Source organism: Chryseobacterium sp. BLS98 (assembly GCF_001045445.1).
In the GTDB taxonomy this organism is placed as follows: domain Bacteria; phylum Bacteroidota; class Bacteroidia; order Flavobacteriales; family Weeksellaceae; genus Chryseobacterium.
This window is the reverse complement of sequence record NZ_LFNF01000002.1, coordinates 1,250,428-1,273,578: the sequence shown is the minus strand read 5'-3', so window position 1 is coordinate 1,273,578 and position 23,151 is coordinate 1,250,428. Positions and strand designations below refer to the sequence as shown.

The window sequence follows — 23,151 nt, the reverse complement described above, 5'->3', positions numbered from 1 at the left end:
AATTAAAATTAAAATTTCCATTTCTTTTAAAATCATTATTTTTGTGAAAATTAGAATGGGAGCTGGAAAAAATCTAACATCTAATATCTAACATCTAATATCTATAATAAAGTGTTTTACGATCATCAGCAGATAGAAAAAAAGTGGCAGAAATACTGGGAGGACAATCAAACCTATAAAACCTCCAACAACACAGATAAACCTAAATTTTATGTTCTCGATATGTTTCCGTATCCATCCGGGGCAGGGCTTCACGTGGGGCACCCGCTGGGATATATTGCATCAGATATTTATGCGAGATATAAAAGGCATCAGGGCTTTAATGTTCTTCATCCTGTAGGGTATGACAGCTTCGGACTTCCTGCTGAACAGTATGCGATCCAGACAGGTCAGCATCCTGCTATCACGACCGAAGAAAATATCAACAGATATGAAGAGCAGCTGAAAAAGATCGGGTTTTCATTCGACTGGAACAGAGAAGTGAGAACTTCAGATGCTTCTTATTATAAATGGACGCAGTGGATCTTTATCGAGCTGTATCATTCCTGGTATAATAAAAATACAGATAAGGCAGAGCCTGTCCAGACTCTAATTCAGCATTTTGAAGAAAAAGGGACGGAAGGTTTAAATGCGAATCAAAATGACGAATTAACCTTCACGGCAGAAGAATGGAAAAATGCTTCTGACCTTGATAAAGAAGATATCTTATTAAATTACCGTTTGGCTTACAGAGCTGAGACTACCGTAAACTGGTGCCCGGCCTTAGGAACCGTATTGGCCAATGATGAGGTGAAAGACGGAAAATCCGAAAGAGGAGGATTTCCTGTATTTCAAAAGAAAATGATGCAGTGGAGCATGAGAATTTCTGCTTATTCTGAAAGACTGTTGCAGGGATTGAATACCCTTGACTGGCCGCAGCCGCTTAAAGATGCCCAGGAATACTGGATTGGAAAATCACAAGGTGCACAGGTAAAGTTTCAGGTAGAAGGTCATGACGAGACCATTGAAGTATTCACAACAAGACCTGATACTATTTTCGGAGCAACATTTATGGTATTGGCCCCTGAAAATCCTTTAGTGGATACTATTACTACAGCAGCTCAGAAAATAGAAGTAGATACTTATATAGAAGAAACTTCCAAAAAAACTGAAAGAGACAGGATGTCCGATGTGAAAAACGTAAGCGGTGCCTTTACGGGAGCTTATGCCATCAATCCTTTCAGCGGCGAGAAGATGCCGGTTTATATTTCAGATTACGTATTGATGGGTTACGGAACAGGTGCTGTAATGGCCGTTCCTGCACATGACGAGCGCGATCACAGATTTGCAAAGAAATTCAACCTTACGATTAAAAAAGTAGTTGAGACGGATGAAGATGTTCAGGAAAAGTCTTTCGACTCTAAAGATTCAGTTTGTGTGAATTCAGATTTCTTAAACGGATTACATTATAATGATGCGAAATCAAAAATAATTTCCGAAATCGAGAACAAAGGAATTGGCCACGGAACCACAAACTACAGACAGCGTGACGCCATTTTCTCAAGACAGCGTTATTGGGGCGAGCCGGTTCCTGTATATTATAAGGAAGGAATGCCTTACACGCTTCCGGTTTCTGCTCTACCGCTGGAACTTCCTGAAGTTGAAAAATATTTACCAACAGAGGACGGTGATCCGCCATTAGGAAATGCAAAAGTATTTGCCTGGGATGAAGCCAATCAAAAAGTTGTTTCTACAGATCTTATTGATGACCAAACGGTATTCCCGCTGGAATTATCCACAATGCCGGGTTGGGCAGGAAGCTCATGGTATTTCCTTAGATATATGGATCCGAATGATCAGGAAGTTTTTGTTAAAAAAGAACTGGCGGATTATTGGGGACAGGTAGATTTATACATCGGAGGAAGTGAGCATGCGACCGGCCACTTACTGTATTCCCGTTTCTGGAACATGTTTTTAAAAGACAGGGGATATATTAATAACGATGAGCCTTTCCAGAAACTGATCAACCAGGGAATGATTTTGGGAATGAGCGCATTTGTTTACAGAATAGATGGCACTAATCAATATGTGTCCAAAAATCTGGCAGGAAATTATCAAACGCAGAAAATACACGTTGACGTATCCTTATTAAAAGGAACCTCTGATGAATTGGATACTGAAGCCTTCAAAGTCTGGAGACCTGATTATGCCGATGCGGAATTTATCCTCGAAGACGGAAAATACATCACAGACCGGGAAGTGGAAAAAATGTCCAAGTCAAAATACAATGTTGTAAACCCTGATGACATCTGTGAAGAATACGGTGCTGATGGTTTAAGATTGTATGAAATGTTCTTAGGTCCTTTGGAGCAGTCCAAGCCTTGGAATACACAAGGGTTAAGTGGAGTCTACAGTTTCCTTAAGAAATTCTGGAACTTGTATTTCAACGGTGAAACTTTTGAAGTCTCCGATGAGAAGCCTACAAAATCAGAATATAAAGTTTTGCATACTTTAATAAAGAAGGTGGTTTACGATATTGAGAACTTCTCATTCAATACTTCCGTATCTTCATTTATGATCGCTGTGAACGAGCTGCAAAAAATAAAATGCAACAAACGCAATATTTTAGAACCGTTAGCCGTTATCATCTCTCCATATGCACCGCACATCTGTGAAGAACTTTGGAGCTTATTAGGAAATAAGGAATCTGTGGAGTTTGAGAAATTCCCTGTATTAAATGAGGAATATCTTGTAGAAGATGAAATTGAATATCCGGTAAGCGTAAATGGAAAAATGAAGTTCAAAATTTCACTTTCCGCCCAGTTATCGGCCAAGGAAGTAGAAGATTTGGTGATTTCAGATGCCAAGATGCAACCTATTTTAGAAGGTAAAACACCTAAAAAAATCATCGTAGTGCATCACCGTATTGTGAATATCGTAATTTAAAAAAAAGTTAACATTGGCAAATTAAAAAAAATGAGGGTCTTATTTTTTTAAATTTCTAAGTGAAATGTTAAATTTGAGGAAAATAAATAAAATAATTAAAAAAAATTATTATATCGAAATCGTATTAAAATTTCTTTATCAGAAAAATGCAAAATGTTTATTTAAGACTCTTGCATTTTAATTAATTTTGCCTTTAATTTACACCCTGTAAAATTTTAAAAACAATATAATTTAGTTAAATATGGAAATGAATGTTTCAAAAAATGATGAGCAAGTAGTTGCTAGAAAAGCAGGAGGTTTAAACCCGGCTGTTATTATTCCTATTTTATTCGTTATAGGAGTTTGTATTTATTTATTTGTTCTTGGGAACCCAGGAAACTTTAAAGACGCAGAAAAGCTAGGTAGCGGATCTGTAGCTTTCTCAAGTGTTGAAGGAAAAGACATTCACCCAGAATCGTTTTTAGGTATTATCTACAAAGGAGGGGTTATCGTACCAATCTTGATTACTTTCATGATTACTGTAATCGTTTTCTCTTTTGAAAGATATTTCGTTCTTGGTAAAGCTGCTGGAAAAGGAAACCTAGACAACTTCGTAGTACAGGTAAGAAGCTTATTGAATCAAAACAAAATTGATGAAGCTTTAGAAGAGTGTGACAGACAACAAGGATCTGTAGGTAACGTAGTGAAAGAAGGTCTTACTACTTACAAAGCACTTTCTCATGATACTACTTTAAATAAAGAGCAGAAAATGGTAGCTCTTAACAAAGCGATCGAAGAAGCTACAACTCTTGAAATGCCAATGCTAGAAAAGAACATGATGATTCTTTCTACTTTAGGTACTGTAGCAACGCTTATCGCACTTTTAGGAACTGTAATCGGGATGATCAAAGCATTCTTCGCATTAGGTTCAGGTGGTGGTACTCCAGATGCTGCTGCACTTTCTACAGGTATCTCCGAAGCCTTGATCAACACGGCATTAGGTATTGGTACTTCAGCTATCGCGATTATCCTTTATAACTTCTTTACATCTAAAATTGACGGGTTAACTTATAAGATCGACGAGATCGCTATGAGCATCCAGCAGTCTTTCGCTGAATTCAACTAAGAATTTGTAGCAAGGAATTTGCATTCCAATTAAAAAGAAGTTTAATATTAAATAATTCAAAACAATGGCGAGAGTCAAACCAAAAAGACATGGTGTAGTGACGGATATGACGGCAATGTGCGACGTTGCCTTCCTGCTACTTACATTCTTTATCTTGACCACTCAGTTTAAAAAACCTGACGTGGAGCAGATTAAACCGCCATCTTCAATATCAGAGAAGTTACTTCCTGATGCAAGTTTGATGACCATCAACGCTACTCCGGACGGAAAATTCTATTTCCAGCCCGTAGACAACGCATCAGAGAGATTACAGCTTTTAGACAAAATGGGGCAAAAGTATAATATGACTTTTAGCAACCAGCAAAAAGCGTCATTTCAGAAAGTACAAGCGATTGGGGTTCCTATGAGCCAACTGAAAGGCTATCTCGATATGTCAGATGAGGAACAGAAAAGTTTCAAGAGTCCTACAGGGATTCCAATGGATAGTACAAATAAGCAGTTAGTAGACTGGGTACAACAGAGTTTGAGCGTAAATCCTGATTACAAATTGGCAATCAAGGGAGACGTTACTACTCAGTATCCAAAAGTTAAAAGCCTATTTGAAGGTTTAAGAGATATTGATTTTCTTAAATTCTGGTTGATTACATCACAAGAAGGTAAACCATAATAATATCATTTAGAAATGGCAGAAGTACAAGTACAGGAAAAAGGCGGCAAGGGCGGCAAGGTCCGTTCCAAGAAGCAGAATACCAGAGTAGATATGACTCCGATGGTGGACTTGGGTTTTCTATTGATTACCTTCTTTATGTTCACAACCACATTCAGTAAACCGAATGTAATGGATTTGGGTCTTCCGGCTAAACCGAAAGATGAAAAACAAAAACCACCTCCAACAGAAATTAAACTTTCTAACTCAATTTCTGTCTTATTAGGAAAAGACAATAGAGTTTTTTGGCACCAGCAGGATGCTACTTCCTTGAATGACCAGACTCTTATGGAAACTACTCTTGATAGAGAAGGAATTAGAAAAGTAATTCAGCAGGCAAAATCTAGAGCTGCAGATCAAACGAAATTTACCGTGATCATTAAGCCGACTGACGATGCTGTATATAAGAACTTTGTAGATATTCTTGACGAAATGGCCATTACCAAAAGCGAACAGTACGGGGTAACCGATGTGAAGCCTTGGGAGAAAGCTATTTATAACAAGAAAGTTGGAAATAATGGAGCTGCGGCTGCACCGGCTACAAAGTAATTTAACCATAAAATTGTATATCTATGGCAGATGAAAATGTATACAATCAGAATCTTACTTTAGACGAGATTGTATTTGAAAATAGAAACAAGGAATATGGTGCCTATGATCTGAGACATCAGTATCCTAGACTTCTGACAAAATCTTTTATTGTTGGAACGGCATTATTCCTGGTTGCGGCTTTGTCTCCTTTTATTTATCTTACCATTAAGAGACTTACTGAACCGCCTAAGCAGGAAGTAAAGGCAGATTTGGTAAACATTATCGAAGATGAGCCAATTATTGAGCAACCGAAAGAAGAAGAACCACCTCCACCACCTCCTCCGAAAGAAGAAGAAAAAATTGAGGTGATCCAGAACGTGGTTCCTGAGCCTGTAAAAGCTCCGAAGATTGAAACGCCACCGCCACCAATTTCTAAGCAGTTAGAAACGACGACTGGTCTGAACAATCAGGAAGGGGTAAAAGCTCCGGCTTATACACCACCGCCACCGCCACCATCTACTGGTAATAAAGCTAGTACAGTGGAAGTAAAAGCAAACAACCCTAATGAAATCTACAAAGATGTAGACCAATCTGCAGAATATCCTGGAGGTATGGGAGCATTAAGAAAGTTCCTTGGGGAAAACTTTGATACTTCTTTAATGGAAGGAGGTGAAGGTACACTTAAAGCCAAGCTTAAGTTCGTTGTAGAAAAAGACGGAACTGTTTCAGCAGTTACGATTGAAGAGAAATCTCCAAATAACGACTTCAACAACGAAGCAATACGTGTAGTTAAGAAACTTAAAAAATGGACTCCTGCGAAAAGAAACGGGGAGAGCGTTAGATCTTACTATAGCGTACCTTTCACTATGAACTTTGAATAAGACTTATTTATTCAACTTATAAATAAAAAGAGAAGCATATGCTTCTCTTTTTTATTTTTTTTGGTATTTTTGTTACATGATGTTCAACTGGTTATCCTTAGTTACAGGATTATTTTATATCGTATTGGGAGTTGTGGTTATTATCTACAAATTTTTCTTTACGGTTTTAGAGCCTGCTATTGCTTATGCAATGGGTGCAGTGCTTATTCTTTATGGAATTTTCAGAATCTATAGAGCAGTTTCAAGACTTAAAGATTCAGGAAATGAGAAATAGTTTAAAAATTACGTTGCTTTCTATAATGAGCATCGCGGCTGTAAGCTGCAAAAAAGATGACAAATCTCCGTCTTATCATAAAGGAGATCTTACCATACTGACTGATGAATCTTTTAAAAGCGTTACCGAAGCATTGGCAGACGGATATATGATTAATTATCCGGAAACCCACATTAAGGTTGTAACGCAGAAAGAAGATCTGGCTTTCCTTGACCTGTTGAAGGATAAAGCAAGAATAACAGTAATGTCAAGGGATCTTACCCCGGAAGAGAAAAAAGCATATGAAGAACAGGTAGATCTTAAATTTCTTCCGGCAAAATTCGCTGCAGATGCAGTTGTATTTGTTGTTCCGAAGGACTCTCCAAAGCAGAGCATTTCTATGGATGAAATCAAAAAAGGATTAGAATCTGAGGCGAAGAACTTCATTTTCGACGGAACCAATTCTAGTAACCTGAACTTTGTTGCCCAGAAACTGAAAAAGCAGCCGAAAGACCTGAAATTTTCCATTATTCCCGGAAACCAGAAAATCATAGAAGAATTAGGAAAATATCCGGATAAAATTGGAGTTATAGGATTGAATACTTTCAGCCGTCCCTATGATAAAACTTCTGAGAAGCTGAGAGATATGGTGAAAATTCTTCCTATAGAAAATAACGGAAAACTATACACCGCTGATGCTGCCGGTCTTCGCGAAATGGAATACCCTTTTACCCGTGTTCTCTATTTTCTAACCAATGAAGGAAACTTTAATATTGCAAACGGATTTATCAGATATTCATGTACCCAATTGGGTCAGATGATTGTACAAAAAGAAGGTTTACAGCCCTATAATATATACAAAAGAGAGGTACAGATGCGTTAAAAAATATTAAAATAATAGTACCCACTTTATAAAATATTATTTTGGTCTGAAAATTGTGGAGCATATAACTCAAAATATAAGAAAAATATAAAATGAAAGATATAATGATTATGAATGTAAAGAAAATTGCTTTTGGAGCTGCCGTAGTATTTTTTTCCGGTTTAGCCACTGCACAAACACTGCAGGATGGTATTAACAGTATAGACAGTGATAAATATGCTCAGGCTAAAACCAATTTCACGGAAATGGTTGCCAAAGCACCAACAGCAGAAAATTACTTCTACTTAGGAAACACATACCTGAAACAGGGGGAGCCTGATTATGCTAAAGCTATCGAAAGTTTTAACAAAGGTTTAGCTGTTGACAGCAAAAGCTATCTTAACAAAATAGGTCTGGCTACTGTAAAATTAGGTAAAGGAGATAAAAGTGCAATTGCTGAAATTCAGAAAATTGTAGCAGATTCAAAAGAAAAGGATGCTGAAGTATTATTCAGAGCAGCAGAAGCTTTAACATTGTTTGAAAAAAACAGTGCTCCTGATGCAGCTATCCAGTATCTGACAAAAGCTATTGAAAAAGCTGAGAAAAAAGGAGTTCCTGCTCACTACTATTATACACTTGGAGATGCTTACAGATTGAAAAGAGTTCCTGGTGATGCTATGTCTGCTTATGATAAAGCGCTTCCATTAGCTAAAAATAAAGCGTCTGTTTATACAAGAATGGCTACCCTATGGATGGCAGCACAACAATGGCAGCAGGCTAAACAAAGTATTGACAAAGCAATTGCTGTAGATGCAACTTATGCACCTGCTTACAAAGCTTTGGCTTCTTATGATATCAGATACCAGCAGAATGCAAAAGCAACTCAAGATTTGATCAACTATACAAAATATGCTGATGAGGATCCATACACCCAGTTAGAAATTGCTAAATTGTATTTCACTAACGAGGATTATGCAAACTCTAAAACAGTTTTAGATAAGATTTTTGACAAAATTGATGACCCAATCAAATTTAAGCTAAGAGCTTACCAGTCTTATGCAGACGGAAACTATGCTGAAGCAAAGCAAAATATGGATACTTTCGTATCTCAGGCTGAGAAAACAAGAATTCAGCCGGCTGATCAGGGTCTTCAGGGACTTATTGCAGCAGGTTTAGCTAAAACTGAAACTGACGCTGCTAAAAAAACAGCTTTAAATACAGAAGCTCAGCAAAAAATTGCTATTGCTAAAGCTGCTAAAGATGAAACAATGAAGTGGGATATAGAATTGGCTAATATTGCAGGAGGAGGTGCTTCTCAGGCTGAAGCAGAAAAAGGACCTACCACTCCTGAAATTGAAGCATTGAAGAAAAAAGTAGCTGCTAATAAAGAAGATTCAGATTCCCTGTTTAAACTGGCAACAGCTTACCAGGATGCTAAAAACTGGAATGGAGCAGTACTTACATGGCAGAAAATGAGTGCCCTTCTTCCAGATTGGGCTCCAGCTTACTACAGTCAGGGGTATTCTTACCAGCAGGCAGGAAATAATGATGCTGCAAAATTAGCCTATGAAAAATTCATCAGCACAGTAAAACCTGCAGATCAGGAAGCTAACAAGCAGACTTTAGCGTACGCATACTTTGCCGTAGCTTACATGAGCAAAGATTCTGATCCTGCAAAAGCTAAAGATTATATAGCTAAATCTTTACAGCTTGATCCTACTTACCAGGATGCTGTAAAATTAAATGCAGAAATTAACAAGTAATTTAACTTATAGATATTAAAACTTCCCATTCTCAATGTTTGGGAAGTTTTTATTTTAAATCTTATCTTTGAAAATATGAAACACCCGGGGTTAAAAATTCGAAAATATGAGAAAGATTATTGGGCGTTCCATTTGACAAATTAAAAAATAAAGAGAACAGATGAAAACAGATATACTTGCTTTTGGAGCACATCCTGATGATGTAGAGCTGGGATGTGGCGGCACTATCGCCAAAATGATTTCAGAAGGGAAAACATGCGTTATTGTAGATCTTACAAAAGGAGAGCTCGGTACCAGAGGAACAGATGAAACCAGAAAAGTAGAAGCAGGAGAGTCCGCAAAGATACTTGGGGTTTCTGCCAGGGAGAATCTTGGAATGAAAGATGGCTTTTTGGTTAATTCTGAAGAATACCAGATTGAGATTGTAAAAATGATCCGCAAATATCGCCCTGAAATCGTCTTAGCCAATGCAATTGATGATAGGCATCCGGACCATGCAAAAGGAGCGAAATTAGTATCGGATGCGTGCTTTTTATCCGGTTTGAGAAAAATCGTAACAGTTTTAGAAGGGGAAAACCAGGAAGTGTGGAGACCAAAGCAGATTTTCCATTATATTCAATGGAAAGATATCAAGCCGGAATTTGTCATTGACATATCTGAACATCTGGATAAAAAGATTGCGGCCTGTATGGCTTTTAAAACACAATTCTATGATCCTACGTCCAACGAACCTGTTACCCCTATCGCAACAAAAGATTTTTTTGAAAGTCTGACTTACCGTGCTCAGGATTTGGGAAGATTATCGGGAGTGACTTACGCTGAGGGATTTACGTCTGAGAAGTTGATTGCGATGAAAAATTTTGACGGAATTGTTTGGTAATTAAAAAATATCTCCTATATTTGCACTCACAAAACGGTGATTGTAGCTCAGTTGGTTAGAGCGTCGGATTGTGGTTCCGAAGGTCGTGGGTTCGAGACCCATCATTCACCCAAGAAAAGTACACTTTTAAAGTGTACTTTTTTTATTTCTATATACTATAAAATATCCGTTTAAGAAAACACTATTTGGTGTGTTAATTTTTGTTAATTGTTTGATAATCCACAAGAATAGTATATTTTTGTAGTCACAATATACATCATCAACATGATAACTGTTGTACTAAAAACTAAAACCTGAATTTCAAAAACAATTAAACCATGAAAAAACTACCCTGAATTTTATTCTGTTAATTCATCAATACCCATTTCTAGCAATTTACAATTAAAGAAATCCTTTAGGTTTCTTTAAAAATACAAGTTGTGTATTCATTTTAATTATTTCAGTAATCATATTGGAAACTATGGATGCTGAAAACGACTGCAGATGTTCTGTCGGTCATAATCGGTATTGCCAATTAACAAAAATACTTTTAAAGTCATGAATTAATTTGATTTTGAAAGGTTTCCATTTTATATGGAGTTCAGAAACCATTCAAACGAAGCGGAACCGAAAAGCTAAATGAGTAGGGAAATATTATAAAACTAAAACATGAAGAAATTTATTTTACTAAAAACTATGAAAAAACTCTACTTTTTACTTTTAATTTTCAGTTCAATTTCTGCATTGGCACAAACGTATACTTATACAACTTACAATGTATCAAATTCAGAAATAGGAAGCAATTACATTGCGGATATTAAAACCGATGCCAATGGCTTGCTTTGGCTTGCAACTTTTAATGGAGTTTCAACTTTTAACGGAACAACCTTTACCAATTATAATACTACTAATTCCGGTATTGCATCCAACTCAATTATAAAAATTCAAATTGATGGTTTAGCGAGAAAATGGATTGCCTCTCAGCTCAATGGAATTATTTTATATAACGGAACAAGCTGGACTAACTATACAACTTCCAATTCAGGGTTACCCACTAATGCAATCAATGATATAGCAGTTGACGGACAAAATAACCTTTGGATTGCTACAGATTCAGGACTGACAAAATTCAACGGTACTACATGGGCTACTTATCCTTTGGCCAACCTGAATTCTGTGGCCACCGACAGTAATAATGGTGTTTGGGTTACCAATGGAGGTGTATTGTATAAATTCAATGGAACTGATTTTGATTTTATAGCTCAGGGAACTGAGAGAATATTGAGAATTGCCAACAATACAGTGTATGTAAAAGGTTCTGACAGCTTAATTACATTAACAACGAGCGGAACTAATCTCACATTTATCTACCAAAGCACTTCTTGTCTTGCAGGATATAATCCGAACGCTCTGGATGTTGACAGCAACAGTAAAGTATGGATTGGTTTTAATGGGGCAGGTTTGCAAAATTTTACAAATTGTACGACTTACACCAGAACCAATACAAATTTAGGTTTACCGGATGACTATTTCAGTGCAGTCAGGACCCAATCTTCAGGGACTATCTGGTTGGGAACATTACAGCTTGGTTTAACGAAAATGTCGCCGGGAGCTGTTCAAACAGGTTGTTTTCAAAAAATAAACGCGGGTAGTCTGCATAGTGTAGCTATAAAAACGGACGGAACATTATGGGCCTGGGGAAATAATTATTCAGGACAATTAGGAAATGGGACAACGACTAATTCATCAACCCCAAAACGAATAGGAACAGCTAACAACTGGAAAGAGATTGTCGGCGGAAGCAACCACACCATTGCCCAAAAAACTGATGGAACATTATGGGCCTGGGGAGCAAATTCTGGTCAGTTGGGCAACGGTACCAATACGGATCAGTACACACCAGTACAGGTAGGAACGGCTAATGACTGGAAAACTTTTGATACAGGAATGTATCATACGGTGGCTATAAAAAATAACGGAACACTATGGGCCTGGGGGCTTAATCCTTATGGACAGCTAGGTACAGGCAACACTACTAACAGTTTAGTACCCGTTCAAATCGGAACTGCTACTAATTGGTTAGCTGTTCAATGCGGACAGGATTTTACCGTTGCATTGAAAACAGACGGAACATTGTGGGCCTGGGGAAGTAATACTTACGGTACTATTGGAGATGCTACCAATACCAACAGGCTGGTACCTACTCAGATTGGCACTGCCAGCAACTGGCAAAGCCTTGGTGTAGGAGCGCTTCATGTCGCTGCATTAAAAACAGACGGAACTCTGTGGGCCTGGGGATATAATGCTAATGGACAATTGGGGGACGGAACAACTGCCAATAAGAATGTTCCAACGCAAATCGGAACAGCCACTAACTGGCAGACCATTGCTTCCGGAGGAAATCACACCACAGCTATAAAATCCAACGGGACACTTTGGGCCTGGGGAAGAAATCAATACGGACAGTTAGGAAACGGACTTACTTCAAACAGTAATATTCCTGTACAAATAGGCAGTCTTACCACCTGGAAAGCTATTGCTGGCGGAATATCACATACTTTTGCCTTAAAAAGTGACGGGACCGTTAGTACATGGGGATTAAATCTTTATGGTCAGTTAGGTGATGGTTCCACGGTTGATAAAAATACTCCAACAACGATTGCCTGTCCAACTTTAGGTGTTGATGATTTTACAAAGTCTAACAATACTTTAATGGCTTATCCGAACCCGGTTAATGACAAGCTTATTATTTCGTTTGATAAAAAGATTTCTTTAGTATCGGTTTATAATCTCTTGGGTCAGGAAGTATTGAATAAAATAATAAATGCTAATGAAAGCACAATAGATTTTTCCGGTCTGGCATCAGGAGTTTATTTGGTTAAAGTAAATTCAAATGATGATGTAAAGACCTTAAAAGTCATTAAAAAATAAAATAGATAGGATTTGATTTTTAACTATGACTCACAAAAAGTACACTTTTAAAGTGTACTTTTTATTTTATTTGGTGAATTTAATTTTGGACACAAAAAAAAGCACCTTTTTCAGATGCTTGTGTTTTTAGAATATTCTTTTTTTAAACTTCGTCGTCAGAATCAATTGTGAATGATTTGCTTTTGAAGTCTTTGTCATGTTTTTCTGATATTACATCCTCACCCTTTTCGTTAATGATGAAATCTGTGGATTCATTAAACATCTCCTGGAAACTTTTAAAATCCTCTTTGTAAAGATAAATTTTGTGTTTCTCGAATGTAGCTTCCCCATTCTCTCCGAAATTCTTTTTACTTTCAGTAATCGTAAGATAATAATCTCCTGCTTTCGTCTCGCGCACATCAAAGAAATAAGTTCTTCTTCCTGCTTTTAACACCTTAGTGAAAATTTCATTTTCATGGCGTTCCTTGTATTCACTCATTGTTAGATATTTTTTAATCTTGTTAAGAACAAATATAAAAGAATTCTTTTAATCACAAAATTTTTTTTATGATTTATTTAACAATTGAGAATGAAACGGCTAAGCGGTTACAGAATTGGTAATTTCGGTTAAGTTGATGATTTTGTCAGCTCTCTGAGCGCTAGACTCTCTGTGTGTGATAATTATGGACGTAGCATTGCTGATTTTCCGGTCGATATTTTCAAGAATATTCTGCTCTGTTTCCGTATCCAGGGCAGACAGAGAATCATCGAAAATAATGATATTCGGGTTCTTAATTAATGCTCTGGCGATACAAATTCTTTGCTTTTGTCCCCCGGAAAGCATCACCCCGCGTTCACCTACCAGTGTTTTATACTGCTCCTTAAATCCAATGATATTTTTATCCACGTCAGCAATCTTAGCATATTCCACCACTTTTTCATGGGAAGGATGGTCGATCGCGAAGCCGATATTATTTTCGATGGAATCAGAGAATAAGTAACTTTCCTGAGGAATATAACCGATGAAATTTCTGTAATTCGTGAGATTATGATCTTTCAGGTTTTTACCGTCAATTAAAATTTCTCCTTCCGTAGGGTCAATAAGTCTGCATAGAAGAAGGGCAATAGTAGATTTTCCGCTTCCTGTTTTACCCATGATCGCAAGAGATTGTCCGGCTTTAATGGTAAAACTCAGGTTATCCAGGGCTCTGATTCCTGTATTTGGGTACACATAAGAAACATTCCTGAATTCAATATCTCCTTTAATAGGATAGTTCTCAAAATTCGTATTGATGACTTCTGATTTTTTATCCAGGAATTCATTAATCCTCTGCATCGAAGCTTCAGCTCTCTGGTTCACGGAAGTTACCCATCCCACCATTGAAAACGGCCAGATCAGGATGTTGATATACATGAAGAAATCAGCAATTTTACCAACGCTTAATTGCCCGGCGATATATTTCTGACCGCCGATTAATATAACAGCTACATTCAGCAGTCCGATTACAAATAAGATAATGGTAAAGAAATAGGCTTCGGTTTTCGCCAGATCTAATGCTTTGTTCTGATAATCGGTAACTTTTATGCCGTAGTTTTTCTTGATGTAGTTTTCTTTGGCAAAAAACTTCACTACGCGAATCCCGGAAAAGCTGTCCTGTACAAAAGTAGAGATGGCAGACTGGCTTTTCTGCATAATCTTGGACTTCTGGTTGATAATCGAGCTTACCTTAAATATAATGTAAGATAAAATGGGAAGCGGCAAAAGAGTCCACAGAGTCATAGAAGCATCGGTTTTTACCATATAAATACTCGTAATTAAAAGAAGAATCACGAGATTCACCACATACATTACCCCCGGACCCAAATACATTCTGACAGCTACAACATCTTCACTTAACCTGTTCATTAGATCACCGATGGTGGTTTGCTTATAATCTGTAAGGGAAAGTTCCTGATAATGTCTGTAAATTTTATTTTTCAGTTCGTATTCAATCCTTCGGGATGCTACAATAATGGTCTGGCGCATCATAAACGTAAAAAATCCTGTAAGTAGTGAGCAGCCGACAATAATAGCTACATACACCAAAACCTGTTGGTTAAAGCCCAGGTTTCCGCTTTTTGTAAGCTCGTCTACAGACTTTCCTACAAACTGAACCTTATAAATGTTGAAGAAATTACTGGCAATGATAAATAACAACCCCCAAAACAATAATATTTTGTGCTTCCAAAAGTAAGGGTTTAAGGTTTTTAGCGCTTTCATAAAGTTTTACAAATTTACAAAAATGTATACATACTACGAATTTCATCAATTTTAATTTTTGTATCTTTGCACCCATAAAAAGCTCTTTGAATGTTAGGAAGACGACAAATCCGTGAAAAAGTAGTACAGACAGTGTATTCATACTATCAGAATCCTGTAAAGTTTGATGTTTTAGAGAAAAACATGTTCTCAGGAATAGAGAAAATCTATAATCTCTATATTTATCAGCTTAATTTTTTGGTGGCTCTGAAAGAATTGGCAGAAACCCAAATTGAAATCGGGAAAAACAAGTATATCAAAACCGATGCTGATATCAACCCTAACCAAAAATTCATCAATAACCAGGTACTGATCAAGCTTGAGGAAAATCCTGAAAGATTATTTTTTACAGGCCAGCACAAACAGCTGAAATGGGATATGCATGATGATTTATTGGTGAAAACGTTCCAGAGGATTACTGCAGGAAAACGTTACCAGGATTTTATGAAAGAAGACGGATACTCTTTTGAAGACGATCAGAAGTTTATCGGAAAGTTGTTCCTGAGATATATTGCTGAAAATGATGATTTCCAGGATTATCTTAGTGATAAAGAACTTTCATGGTATGACGATATCCATATTGCCAACTCAATGGTACAGAAAACAATCGGTTTCCTGAAAGAAGATGAAGAAAGCAGGACTTTAATTAAAATGATTAAAGATGAAGAAGATAAAACTTTCGCCGGAAAACTCCTTAGAGATACCCTGAATAACTGGGAAGCTAATGAGAAAAAACTAAGTGAGAGACTGGAAAACTGGGATCTGGAGAGAGTTTCCCTAATGGATAAAGTAATTCTGGCTACGGCTATTTCAGAGCTGGATAATTTTCCTTTTACCCCTTCAAGAGTTATTATCAATGAATATATTGAAATTGCAAAAGTATTTGCAACGGACCGCTCCAATATCTTCATTAACGGAATTTTGGATAAATATTGTAAAGATCAAAATAGAATTTAACATGAAAAAGACATTATCAATTATCGCTTTGTCTATCATAGGCCTGGGTCTGGTATCTTGTAAAAAAGAAAACCAGCAAGCTGCTGCAGGAACAGAAGTTGCTAACACTACAGATTCTACAGCGGGTGCAACCAATTTGGCTCCGACTGCTGCTGCACCGGTTTCGGCTGAAACAGCTGCTGCTACAGCTCCGGTTTCAAACCAGCCATTAACAACTGTGGCCCTGTCTGAAAATAACTTCGATTTTGGAAACATCAAAAAAGGAGATAAAGTAGAGCACGTTTACGAAATCACCAATACAGGGAAAAATCCTTTAGTGATCTCTGAAGTAAAGCCTGGATGCGGATGTACGGCTCCTGATTTTACAAAAGATCCTATTCTTCCCGGTAAAAAAGGAAAAATCACTTTGCATTTTGATTCTTCAAGCTTCGACGGAAACGTTCAGAAGTATGCAGATGTATTTGCCAACGTAGATAAAGCTCCTATTAAATTAACGTTCACAGCGAACATTCAACCGTAATACAATATGTTGACAATCTTTTTACAGGCACAGCCACAGGGATCTTCATCAATGATGCTGATCATGATGGGGGTGATGTTTGTCGGTTTTTATTTTCTAATGATAAGACCACAAATGAGAAAGCAGAAGCAGGAGAAAAGCTTTCAGGAAACCTTAAAAGTAGGAACAAGAGTCGTTCTTACCTCAGGTCTTCACGGAAGAATTGCCCAGGTTCAGGATGACGGATTCGTGATAGAAACTTTATCCGGAAAACTGAAATTCGAAAAAGCGGCTGTTTCAAGAGAATTTACTGAAGCCCGTTTTGGAGACAAAGCGAAAGCTGCTGCTGAGAAAACAGCTGAGAAAACAGAAATCGAAACTGAGAAGAAATAATTCAGTTTTTAAAATAGTAAACAATGGCGCTGTACGAAAGTTTAGCGCCATTCTTGGCTTTATAGGGTTTTAGAATTTCGCACTATATATTGCAACTGTTTAAATTAACAATAGAAAATGTTTACTTTTAGAAAAATATTTCAATGAGGAAAATTTTTATTTTTTTATTTCTTTTGATAGGCATTCAATGTATGTATGCTCAGGATCCTAAAATAGAGGGTCAAGTATGGGAGTTGTTTGATATTCAGTTTCATTCGCCTGATAAAGCTATTGAAATAGGAAAGGAAATATTGAATAACCCTAAATCTGATAAAATACAAATCTCATATGCATTAATTGGTATAGGAACTTCTTATAATATAAAAGGCTCACCACAGAACGCTGTTTCCTATTTGATAAAAGCAGTTGAGGAAGTGAAGCTTACCAATAATTATGAAGTACAGGCAAATGCTAATATGGGTCTTGCTAATACATATATCAAAATGGGGCTTGTAGAGCAAGCGGATAAATATTTAAAAGAAGCAATAAACTATACTGAAAAACAACCGGATCCAAGTTTAAAAAATCTTAGCCTTTCAAGGCTATACCAGTATATTGGAGAAAACTATAAAAATCAGAAGAATTATGAACTTGCAATTGCCAACCTAAAGAAAGCAATAGATTATGGAAGACAATATGATGATAAGAGGCTTCATCATGAGGTACGCGAAGAATTTGATCTAATGTATATGAGGCTGGGAGAAATTTATTTTTATGCAGAAAAAATAGATTCGTCTGAATGGGCTTTTAAAAGATCTTTGGATCCTTCCTTAGTGATTGAACAAACTAAAAAACATCGGAAGGCCTATGCCTATCTGTATCTTGGGAAAATTTATTCTTATAGAGGGGAAAATAAAAGAGCTATTGATACACTTTCAATTGCTATAAAAGAAGGTAATAACGAAGGGCTTTATGTAAAGACGGAATTGTACAGCACCCTATCAAACAGCTATAAAGCTGTAAATGACTTTATAAATTACAAGAAATATAATGACCTATTCTTAAAGTTTTCTCAAAAGCTGTCAATAGAAGAGAAAGAGGCGCTGGAAGAATCTATTAAGCAGGAACAGGTGATGTCTGACGCAAAAGAAAAGGATAAAAAACTGAAAATAATAGCCTTGTTGATGGGTTTAGCAGTCGTTGTTTTTGTAGCATTTTTCAGTATTTACAAAATTCAGAAGGCGAAGAAAAGAGAAAAGCTCCTTTTCCAGAATATTATTTCTAAGCTTGAAAACAGACTGGAAGAAAAAAATAAAGATCTGATAGACTTACCGGCAGTAGATTCAGAGACAATCCCTGTCAATTCAACTGAAGAAAATATAAAGAAACGAATCATACCGGAAATGGTAGAAAAAGATATATTACAGAAGTTGCAGAAATTTGAAAATTCTGAAAAATTTACCAATCCAAAAATGAGTGTTACCTATTTAGCTTCCCAATTTGGAACAAATGCCAATTATATTTCTGAAGTTGTTAATGATCGGAAAGGAAAGAACTTCAATGTTTACATCAATGAACTTCGTATAGATTATATTTGCTCAAAGATTATTAACAATCCGGAATATCAAAATTATAAAATAAGCTACTTGGCACAGGAAAGTGGCTTTTCATCACATAGTGTGTTTACAAAAATATTTAAAAATGTAACAGGCATTTCTCCTTCTGCTTTCATTAGTCAGGCTCGGGGAAAGGCTCATCAAAAAACATAGGAATTTTCTATTTTTTTGAAAATTAATCAGTTAAAAGAATGTAAAATTAATTTTTTACATTCTTTTTTTTGATTCTGAATTTGATTAAATATGAGAATGATTAATCAGATTTAATCATTTGATAATTAGCGTTTTAAATCTATTGTTTAACTTGATTTTTCCCTGATTTAACAAGGTTACCCTTTGTGTAAAACTTACCGTATCTAATACTTTTGCAGGGTTATCTTAATTCAAGCACAATCTTAAAAACATTAAAAATATGAAAAAAATAGTTTTATTTCTGGGAGTTGTTGTCGTTCAATCTTCATTTGCACAGGTCGGCATAAGTACCGAATTTCCAAAAGCAACATTAGATGTTGCGGCTAAACCTAACGATATTACTAAGACCGACGGTTTTATAGCGCCAAGATTAACAGGAAATGAATTGAAGGCGAAGGATCTTTTATACGGGACAGATCAGGTTGGGGCTATTGTATATGCAACTGCTGCCGCTAGTCCTGTAACACTTAAAACCATTAATGTAGTCACTACGGGATATTATTATTTTAATGGAAATGTTTGGATAGGACTTGCAGATACTTCCACCGAGAACGGAAACTATATAGAACCCTGGTATGATTCTGCTATCAATAAGGCCGCTACCAAAAATACACAGGATATTTATCAGATGGGCAAAGTGGGAATTGGAGCAAGTAGTGCTGTTACAAAATTAGATGTTCGCGGATCTATTCGTGGAGGAAGTCCTAATGCAGAAGAAATTAACGGCTCATCTCCTGTTGGAAGTAATTCTATTGCAGTAGGGAATAACAATAAGGTATCAGGGGTAAGAAGTGCAGCTTTTGGAGATAGCAATACTGTGACCGGGCCCGGTAATATTGTAGCAGGTAACTCGAATACTACAGGAGGCTCATATAATGGTATATTTGGTATTCAAAACAATGTCGAAGGAGTCAGAAGTCTTATTAGTGGTGCTGATAATATTGTTTCAGGCAATGCAACTGCATACAATTTAGTTACTGGGCTTAACAACAATTTATCTCCAATTGCCGGGATAACCAATACGGTAGGAAATATGGTAGGAGGAAATGGAAATCAGATACAAAATGACTATTCAATAGTAAATGGGAGTCAAAATATAATACATGGAGATTATAATATTATCAATGGCAGTACAAACTCAACAGACCAAACTTCTTCAAGTGTTTTTGCGACTGGATTTCAAAATATAGCCAACAATTCTTCTTATGTTGGGTTATTGGGGAGCAAGAATACTCTTATTGACGCAAACCTCTCTTTAGTTGTTGGCACAAACAATAAAGTAAGTTCTCCTACTGCTTTTGTTTCGGGAGCAAATAATATTGTAAATACAGATGCTGGATATGCCACAGTCTTTGGGCTTAATAATACAATTGGAGGAAATGGTACAATAAATTATGCAACTTCTATTGGAACACGGAATACATCTAAAGGACATGTTTCCACAACAATTGGTTCAGATTTAATGGCTAACTCTTTTTCAGAAATTGTTTTAGGTAGATGGAACGAAATTGCTTCTACCTCTAATCCCTCAAACTGGATAGGTACAGACCCTATTCTTCAAGTTGGTATTGGTACAAGTGACACAGCTAAAAAAAATGCATTAACAATATATAAAGATGGAAAAGTTCAAGTAAATCAATTGAAAGGGACTGGAAATGCTTTTGCTTGTATTGATGCAGACGGTAACTTATTTAGAAGTACAACACCGTGTACACCTTAAAATATAGTAAAAAACTTTGTTCCCAATATATAGAAAAATGTATTCTCATCTAGGTTCTAAAAACACAAGCCAATATCTGTTGAAAGATTTACAAAAACAAAAATTATCCGGATTGGACATCCTTAATTAATTCCATTGCTTTTTTAGTGATTTAAAAAATAAAACAGATATGTCAAATCATATGATCTGCTTATTCTTTTTGTTTTTTTATTCACACTGCTAGGTATTCCTTTGTATCAGGGATTTTATAAAAAATTTATTAAAAACATTAAAAATATGAAAAAAATAGTTTTATTTCTGGGAGTTGTTGTCGTACAATCTTCATTTGCACAGGTCGGCATAAGTACCGAGTCTCCAAAAGCAACATTAGATGTTGTAGCTAAACCTAACGATATTACCAAGACTGACGGTTTTATAGCGCCAAGATTAACGGGAAATGAATTGAAGGCGAAGGACCTTTTATATGGGACAGATCAGCTGGGGGCAATTATATATGCAACAGCAGCAGCAAGTCCTGTAACACCTAAAACCATTAATGTTACGCAGGTTGGTTATTATTATTTTGATGGTAGTCTTTGGATAAAAATTACAGACGGTAATTCAGGTACTATCGAGCCTTGGAATGTTTCGGGCACCAACACTCCTGCAGCTTTGAATACCCAGGATATTTATCAAATGGGAAAAATCGGGATCAACTCTAAAACACCGAGTGCTGCACTGCATATCCTGAATGACAATAAAACAACAGCTGATGATAATATTATTATAGACAGCTATAATACAACTCCCGGTTCAGAGTTTTTCTTCCGTGGAGCCAGAGGAACAGAGGCTTTGCCTCAAAATTTGCAGAACGATGACAATATTGGAGCATTTCACTTTCGTCCGTATTTTAATGGAGCATTTCAAAATACTTCTAGTATTGTAGCTCGGTACAAAGGAGATGGTACGACTAACCTAAGCAATATGTTCTTTAATGCCAGCGGTAGTACACGTATGTTTATTCAGGAAGATGGGCATGTAGGGATAAATACCACGGCACCTGAAAAGCAATTAGAGGTGGTTGGAGATTTTAGAGCTTCTAAGGCAGATACACCTTCCAGTACCCAATTTTTGCTTGAAACCAATTCTAATTTGCTCTCGGGGTTTAACGTTTATGGAGTTACAGATACAACCTCAGGTACAGGTAGTTTTTTTGCACAGAATAAATCCAATACTATTATAAGTCAATCATCACCAACTGGCTCCTCAGGAAGTTTAAATATTCAGAATGTAGGAAATACTACTTTTTTAAATTTTTACAGCAGTGATTCAGATGGCAGAAGCAATAATATAAGTACTGTTCCGGGAGGAAGTACCAGTTTCTCTACTACTGATAATACTAATCCTGCATACGGGACATCCGCATTTGCAACGCATCCTGCTTTAGGAGTTTATTTTCAATTCAAAGATACCAATGATGTTAATAAAGGATTTTATTATTTCCCTAAAACTGATGGGAAAAGAGGACAGGTGCTGGTAACGCATGGTAAATCTTCTGATCCGGGAAATGGAAATATGAACAATAATTTGACCTGGAGAGATGTAGCGGATCTTATTCTTCTTAAGGCACCCAACGGAACATGCTACAAGCTTACAGTCAGTAATCTTGGAGTCTTAGGAACTGTTGCAGATACAGACTGTGCAGTAGATGCCTATAATCCCGGCGCATTTGCGAGAACAGCCGGAGCATCGGTACAGGATCCTGATGCGCTTACCGCCGAAAAGGTCTCAATAATGCTGGAAAAACAAGACAAAATTATAAAAGATCTGGAAAAAAAGGTTAAAGACCTGCAGGCTCATAAGAGCAAACCATAACGATTCTAAAAACACAATGATGTCGCTTTGGTAAGAAAATTGACTCTTACCAAAGTTTTTAAGAAAAAATGAATTTCAAGAATATACATATTGGTTCCTTAATCAGTCAGCGTGTCGTGGAGCATAGCATAGAAGTACCCCGTATTTGTAATTTTTTTAAATGCACAGAAGAGGAAATTGAGAGAATGTATTATTCTAAAAGCTTAGATTCAGAGATTCTTTTGAAATGGTGTAAGCTGCTGGGATATGATTTTTTCAGATTATATTCCCAGCATTTAATATTATTTGCTCCGGCTGCTTCTATTGTGTATAATGCTGTTTCTGGGAAAAAGAAAACAGAACTCCCTCAGTTCAAAAAAAATATTTATACAAAAGAGCTGATTGATTTTATTTTAGAACTTGTGGAATCTGGAGAAAAGAGCAGAAGTCAGATTATAAATGAATATAAAATTCCGAAAACTACGCTGTATAAATGGATTGCTAAATACACCAAAGATAAAAGATAATATCATATTATGAAAAAATCGCAGCCGGATTATAAAAAAATCTACATGGATATTATAAATAATAAATATCCCCAAAAAAGAATTCTTTGTGAGACTATATTGAATAAACGACAGTTCTCAGTCTTAGATGTGATCAGACTTAACGCTCTTATATTTGGGACGGAAGATTTTGAAAGATTTGTTTCAAATCAAAAACACAGGTCTTATGATGAATCAACAGTTATCGAGATATTGGATTATCAGAAGCATAATAAATTAAATAATACCCAGACCGCGGACTATTATAACATCAGTAGGAATACTATTGCAAAATGGAAAAAAGTATTCGAAAGATAAAGAAA

General features: G+C 36.4%; 20 protein-coding genes and 1 tRNA gene. 19 read left to right on the top strand and 2 right to left on the bottom strand.

Going from position 1 to position 23,151, the window contains the following annotated elements:
• Positions 1-111: 111 nt before the first annotated feature.
• The 11 genes from leuS (at position 112) to ACM40_RS10720 (ending at position 12,816) form a co-directional block, all read left to right on the top strand.
• Positions 112-2,925, top strand: coding sequence for a leucine--tRNA ligase (gene leuS / locus ACM40_RS10770; RefSeq protein ID WP_048502768.1), 2,814 nt, complete (start codon positions 112-114; stop codon positions 2,923-2,925).
• 241 nt (positions 2,926-3,166) lie between these two features.
• Positions 3,167-4,030, top strand: a complete 864-nt coding sequence (locus tag ACM40_RS10765; protein WP_048502767.1) for a MotA/TolQ/ExbB proton channel family protein — start codon at positions 3,167-3,169, stop codon at positions 4,028-4,030.
• 64 nt (positions 4,031-4,094) lie between these two features.
• Positions 4,095-4,697, top strand: a complete 603-nt coding sequence (locus ACM40_RS10760; protein ID WP_048502766.1) for an ExbD/TolR family protein — start codon at positions 4,095-4,097, stop codon at positions 4,695-4,697.
• A 15-nt stretch (positions 4,698-4,712) separates the two neighbouring features.
• Entirely contained in the window at positions 4,713-5,285 is a 573-nt protein-coding gene (locus tag ACM40_RS10755) for an ExbD/TolR family protein (RefSeq protein ID WP_040997546.1), read from the top strand.
• A 23-nt stretch (positions 5,286-5,308) separates the two neighbouring features.
• Positions 5,309-6,148: an energy transducer TonB gene (locus tag ACM40_RS10750; RefSeq protein WP_048502765.1), complete on the top strand. Its 840-nt coding sequence runs from the start codon at positions 5,309-5,311 to the stop codon at positions 6,146-6,148.
• 76 nt (positions 6,149-6,224) lie between these two features.
• Positions 6,225-6,422, top strand: coding sequence for a DUF308 domain-containing protein (locus ACM40_RS10745; protein WP_083996832.1), 198 nt, complete (start codon positions 6,225-6,227; stop codon positions 6,420-6,422).
• On the top strand, positions 6,412-7,284 hold the full coding sequence (locus tag ACM40_RS10740) for a PstS family phosphate ABC transporter substrate-binding protein (RefSeq protein WP_048502764.1): 873 nt from the start codon (positions 6,412-6,414) through the stop codon (positions 7,282-7,284). The genes ACM40_RS10745 and ACM40_RS10740 overlap by 11 nt, the downstream gene beginning before the upstream one ends.
• A gap of 92 nt (positions 7,285-7,376) precedes the next feature.
• The gene (locus ACM40_RS10735; protein WP_048502763.1) at positions 7,377-9,026 is read left to right on the top strand and encodes a tetratricopeptide repeat protein; all 1,650 of its coding nucleotides are present in this window, start codon (positions 7,377-7,379) and stop codon (positions 9,024-9,026) included.
• A 160-nt stretch (positions 9,027-9,186) separates the two neighbouring features.
• A complete protein-coding gene (gene bshB1 / locus ACM40_RS10730; protein WP_048502762.1) occupies positions 9,187-9,906 on the top strand; it encodes a bacillithiol biosynthesis deacetylase BshB1 in 720 nt (239 codons plus the stop codon).
• 35 nt (positions 9,907-9,941) lie between these two features.
• Positions 9,942-10,017: transfer RNA gene (locus ACM40_RS10725), tRNA-His, on the top strand.
• Between the two features lie 564 nt (positions 10,018-10,581).
• The gene (locus ACM40_RS10720) at positions 10,582-12,816 is read left to right on the top strand and encodes a T9SS type A sorting domain-containing protein (RefSeq protein ID WP_048502761.1); all 2,235 of its coding nucleotides are present in this window, start codon (positions 10,582-10,584) and stop codon (positions 12,814-12,816) included.
• A gap of 142 nt (positions 12,817-12,958) precedes the next feature.
• On the opposite strand, the gene ACM40_RS10715 is transcribed toward ACM40_RS10720, so the two are convergent.
• Complete coding sequence (locus ACM40_RS10715) at positions 12,959-13,294, bottom strand: DUF3276 family protein (protein ID WP_034701927.1); 336 nt, start codon at positions 13,292-13,294, stop codon at positions 12,959-12,961.
• 99 nt (positions 13,295-13,393) lie between these two features.
• Positions 13,394-15,055 (bottom strand): ABC transporter ATP-binding protein, encoded by a 1,662-nt coding sequence (locus ACM40_RS10710; RefSeq protein WP_048502760.1) that lies wholly within the window; start codon positions 15,053-15,055, stop codon positions 13,394-13,396.
• A gap of 90 nt (positions 15,056-15,145) precedes the next feature.
• Between ACM40_RS10710 and ACM40_RS10705 the strand changes: the two genes are divergently transcribed.
• From ACM40_RS10705 to ACM40_RS10670, 8 genes are all read left to right on the top strand, one after another.
• On the top strand, positions 15,146-16,051 hold the full coding sequence (locus ACM40_RS10705) for a transcription antitermination protein NusB (RefSeq protein ID WP_048502759.1): 906 nt from the start codon (positions 15,146-15,148) through the stop codon (positions 16,049-16,051).
• A gap of 1 nt (position 16,052) precedes the next feature.
• Positions 16,053-16,571 carry a DUF1573 domain-containing protein gene (locus tag ACM40_RS10700; RefSeq protein ID WP_048502758.1) on the top strand — a complete coding sequence of 173 codons (519 nt, stop codon included), beginning with the start codon at positions 16,053-16,055 and terminating at the stop codon, positions 16,569-16,571.
• Positions 16,572-16,577: 6 nt separating this feature from the next.
• The gene (gene yajC / locus ACM40_RS10695) at positions 16,578-16,943 is read left to right on the top strand and encodes a preprotein translocase subunit YajC (RefSeq protein ID WP_048502757.1); all 366 of its coding nucleotides are present in this window, start codon (positions 16,578-16,580) and stop codon (positions 16,941-16,943) included.
• 143 nt (positions 16,944-17,086) lie between these two features.
• Positions 17,087-18,691: an AraC family transcriptional regulator gene (locus ACM40_RS10690; RefSeq protein WP_083996830.1), complete on the top strand. Its 1,605-nt coding sequence runs from the start codon at positions 17,087-17,089 to the stop codon at positions 18,689-18,691.
• 259 nt (positions 18,692-18,950) lie between these two features.
• The gene (locus ACM40_RS10685) at positions 18,951-20,450 is read left to right on the top strand and encodes a hypothetical protein (protein WP_048502755.1); all 1,500 of its coding nucleotides are present in this window, start codon (positions 18,951-18,953) and stop codon (positions 20,448-20,450) included.
• Positions 20,451-20,726: 276 nt separating this feature from the next.
• Positions 20,727-22,304 (top strand): hypothetical protein, encoded by a 1,578-nt coding sequence (locus ACM40_RS10680; protein ID WP_131705356.1) that lies wholly within the window; start codon positions 20,727-20,729, stop codon positions 22,302-22,304.
• A 68-nt stretch (positions 22,305-22,372) separates the two neighbouring features.
• Entirely contained in the window at positions 22,373-22,810 is a 438-nt protein-coding gene (locus ACM40_RS10675; RefSeq protein WP_048502753.1) for a helix-turn-helix domain-containing protein, read from the top strand.
• A gap of 9 nt (positions 22,811-22,819) precedes the next feature.
• Positions 22,820-23,146 (top strand): transposase, encoded by a 327-nt coding sequence (locus ACM40_RS10670; RefSeq protein ID WP_048502752.1) that lies wholly within the window; start codon positions 22,820-22,822, stop codon positions 23,144-23,146.
• Positions 23,147-23,151: the final 5 nt, after the last annotated feature.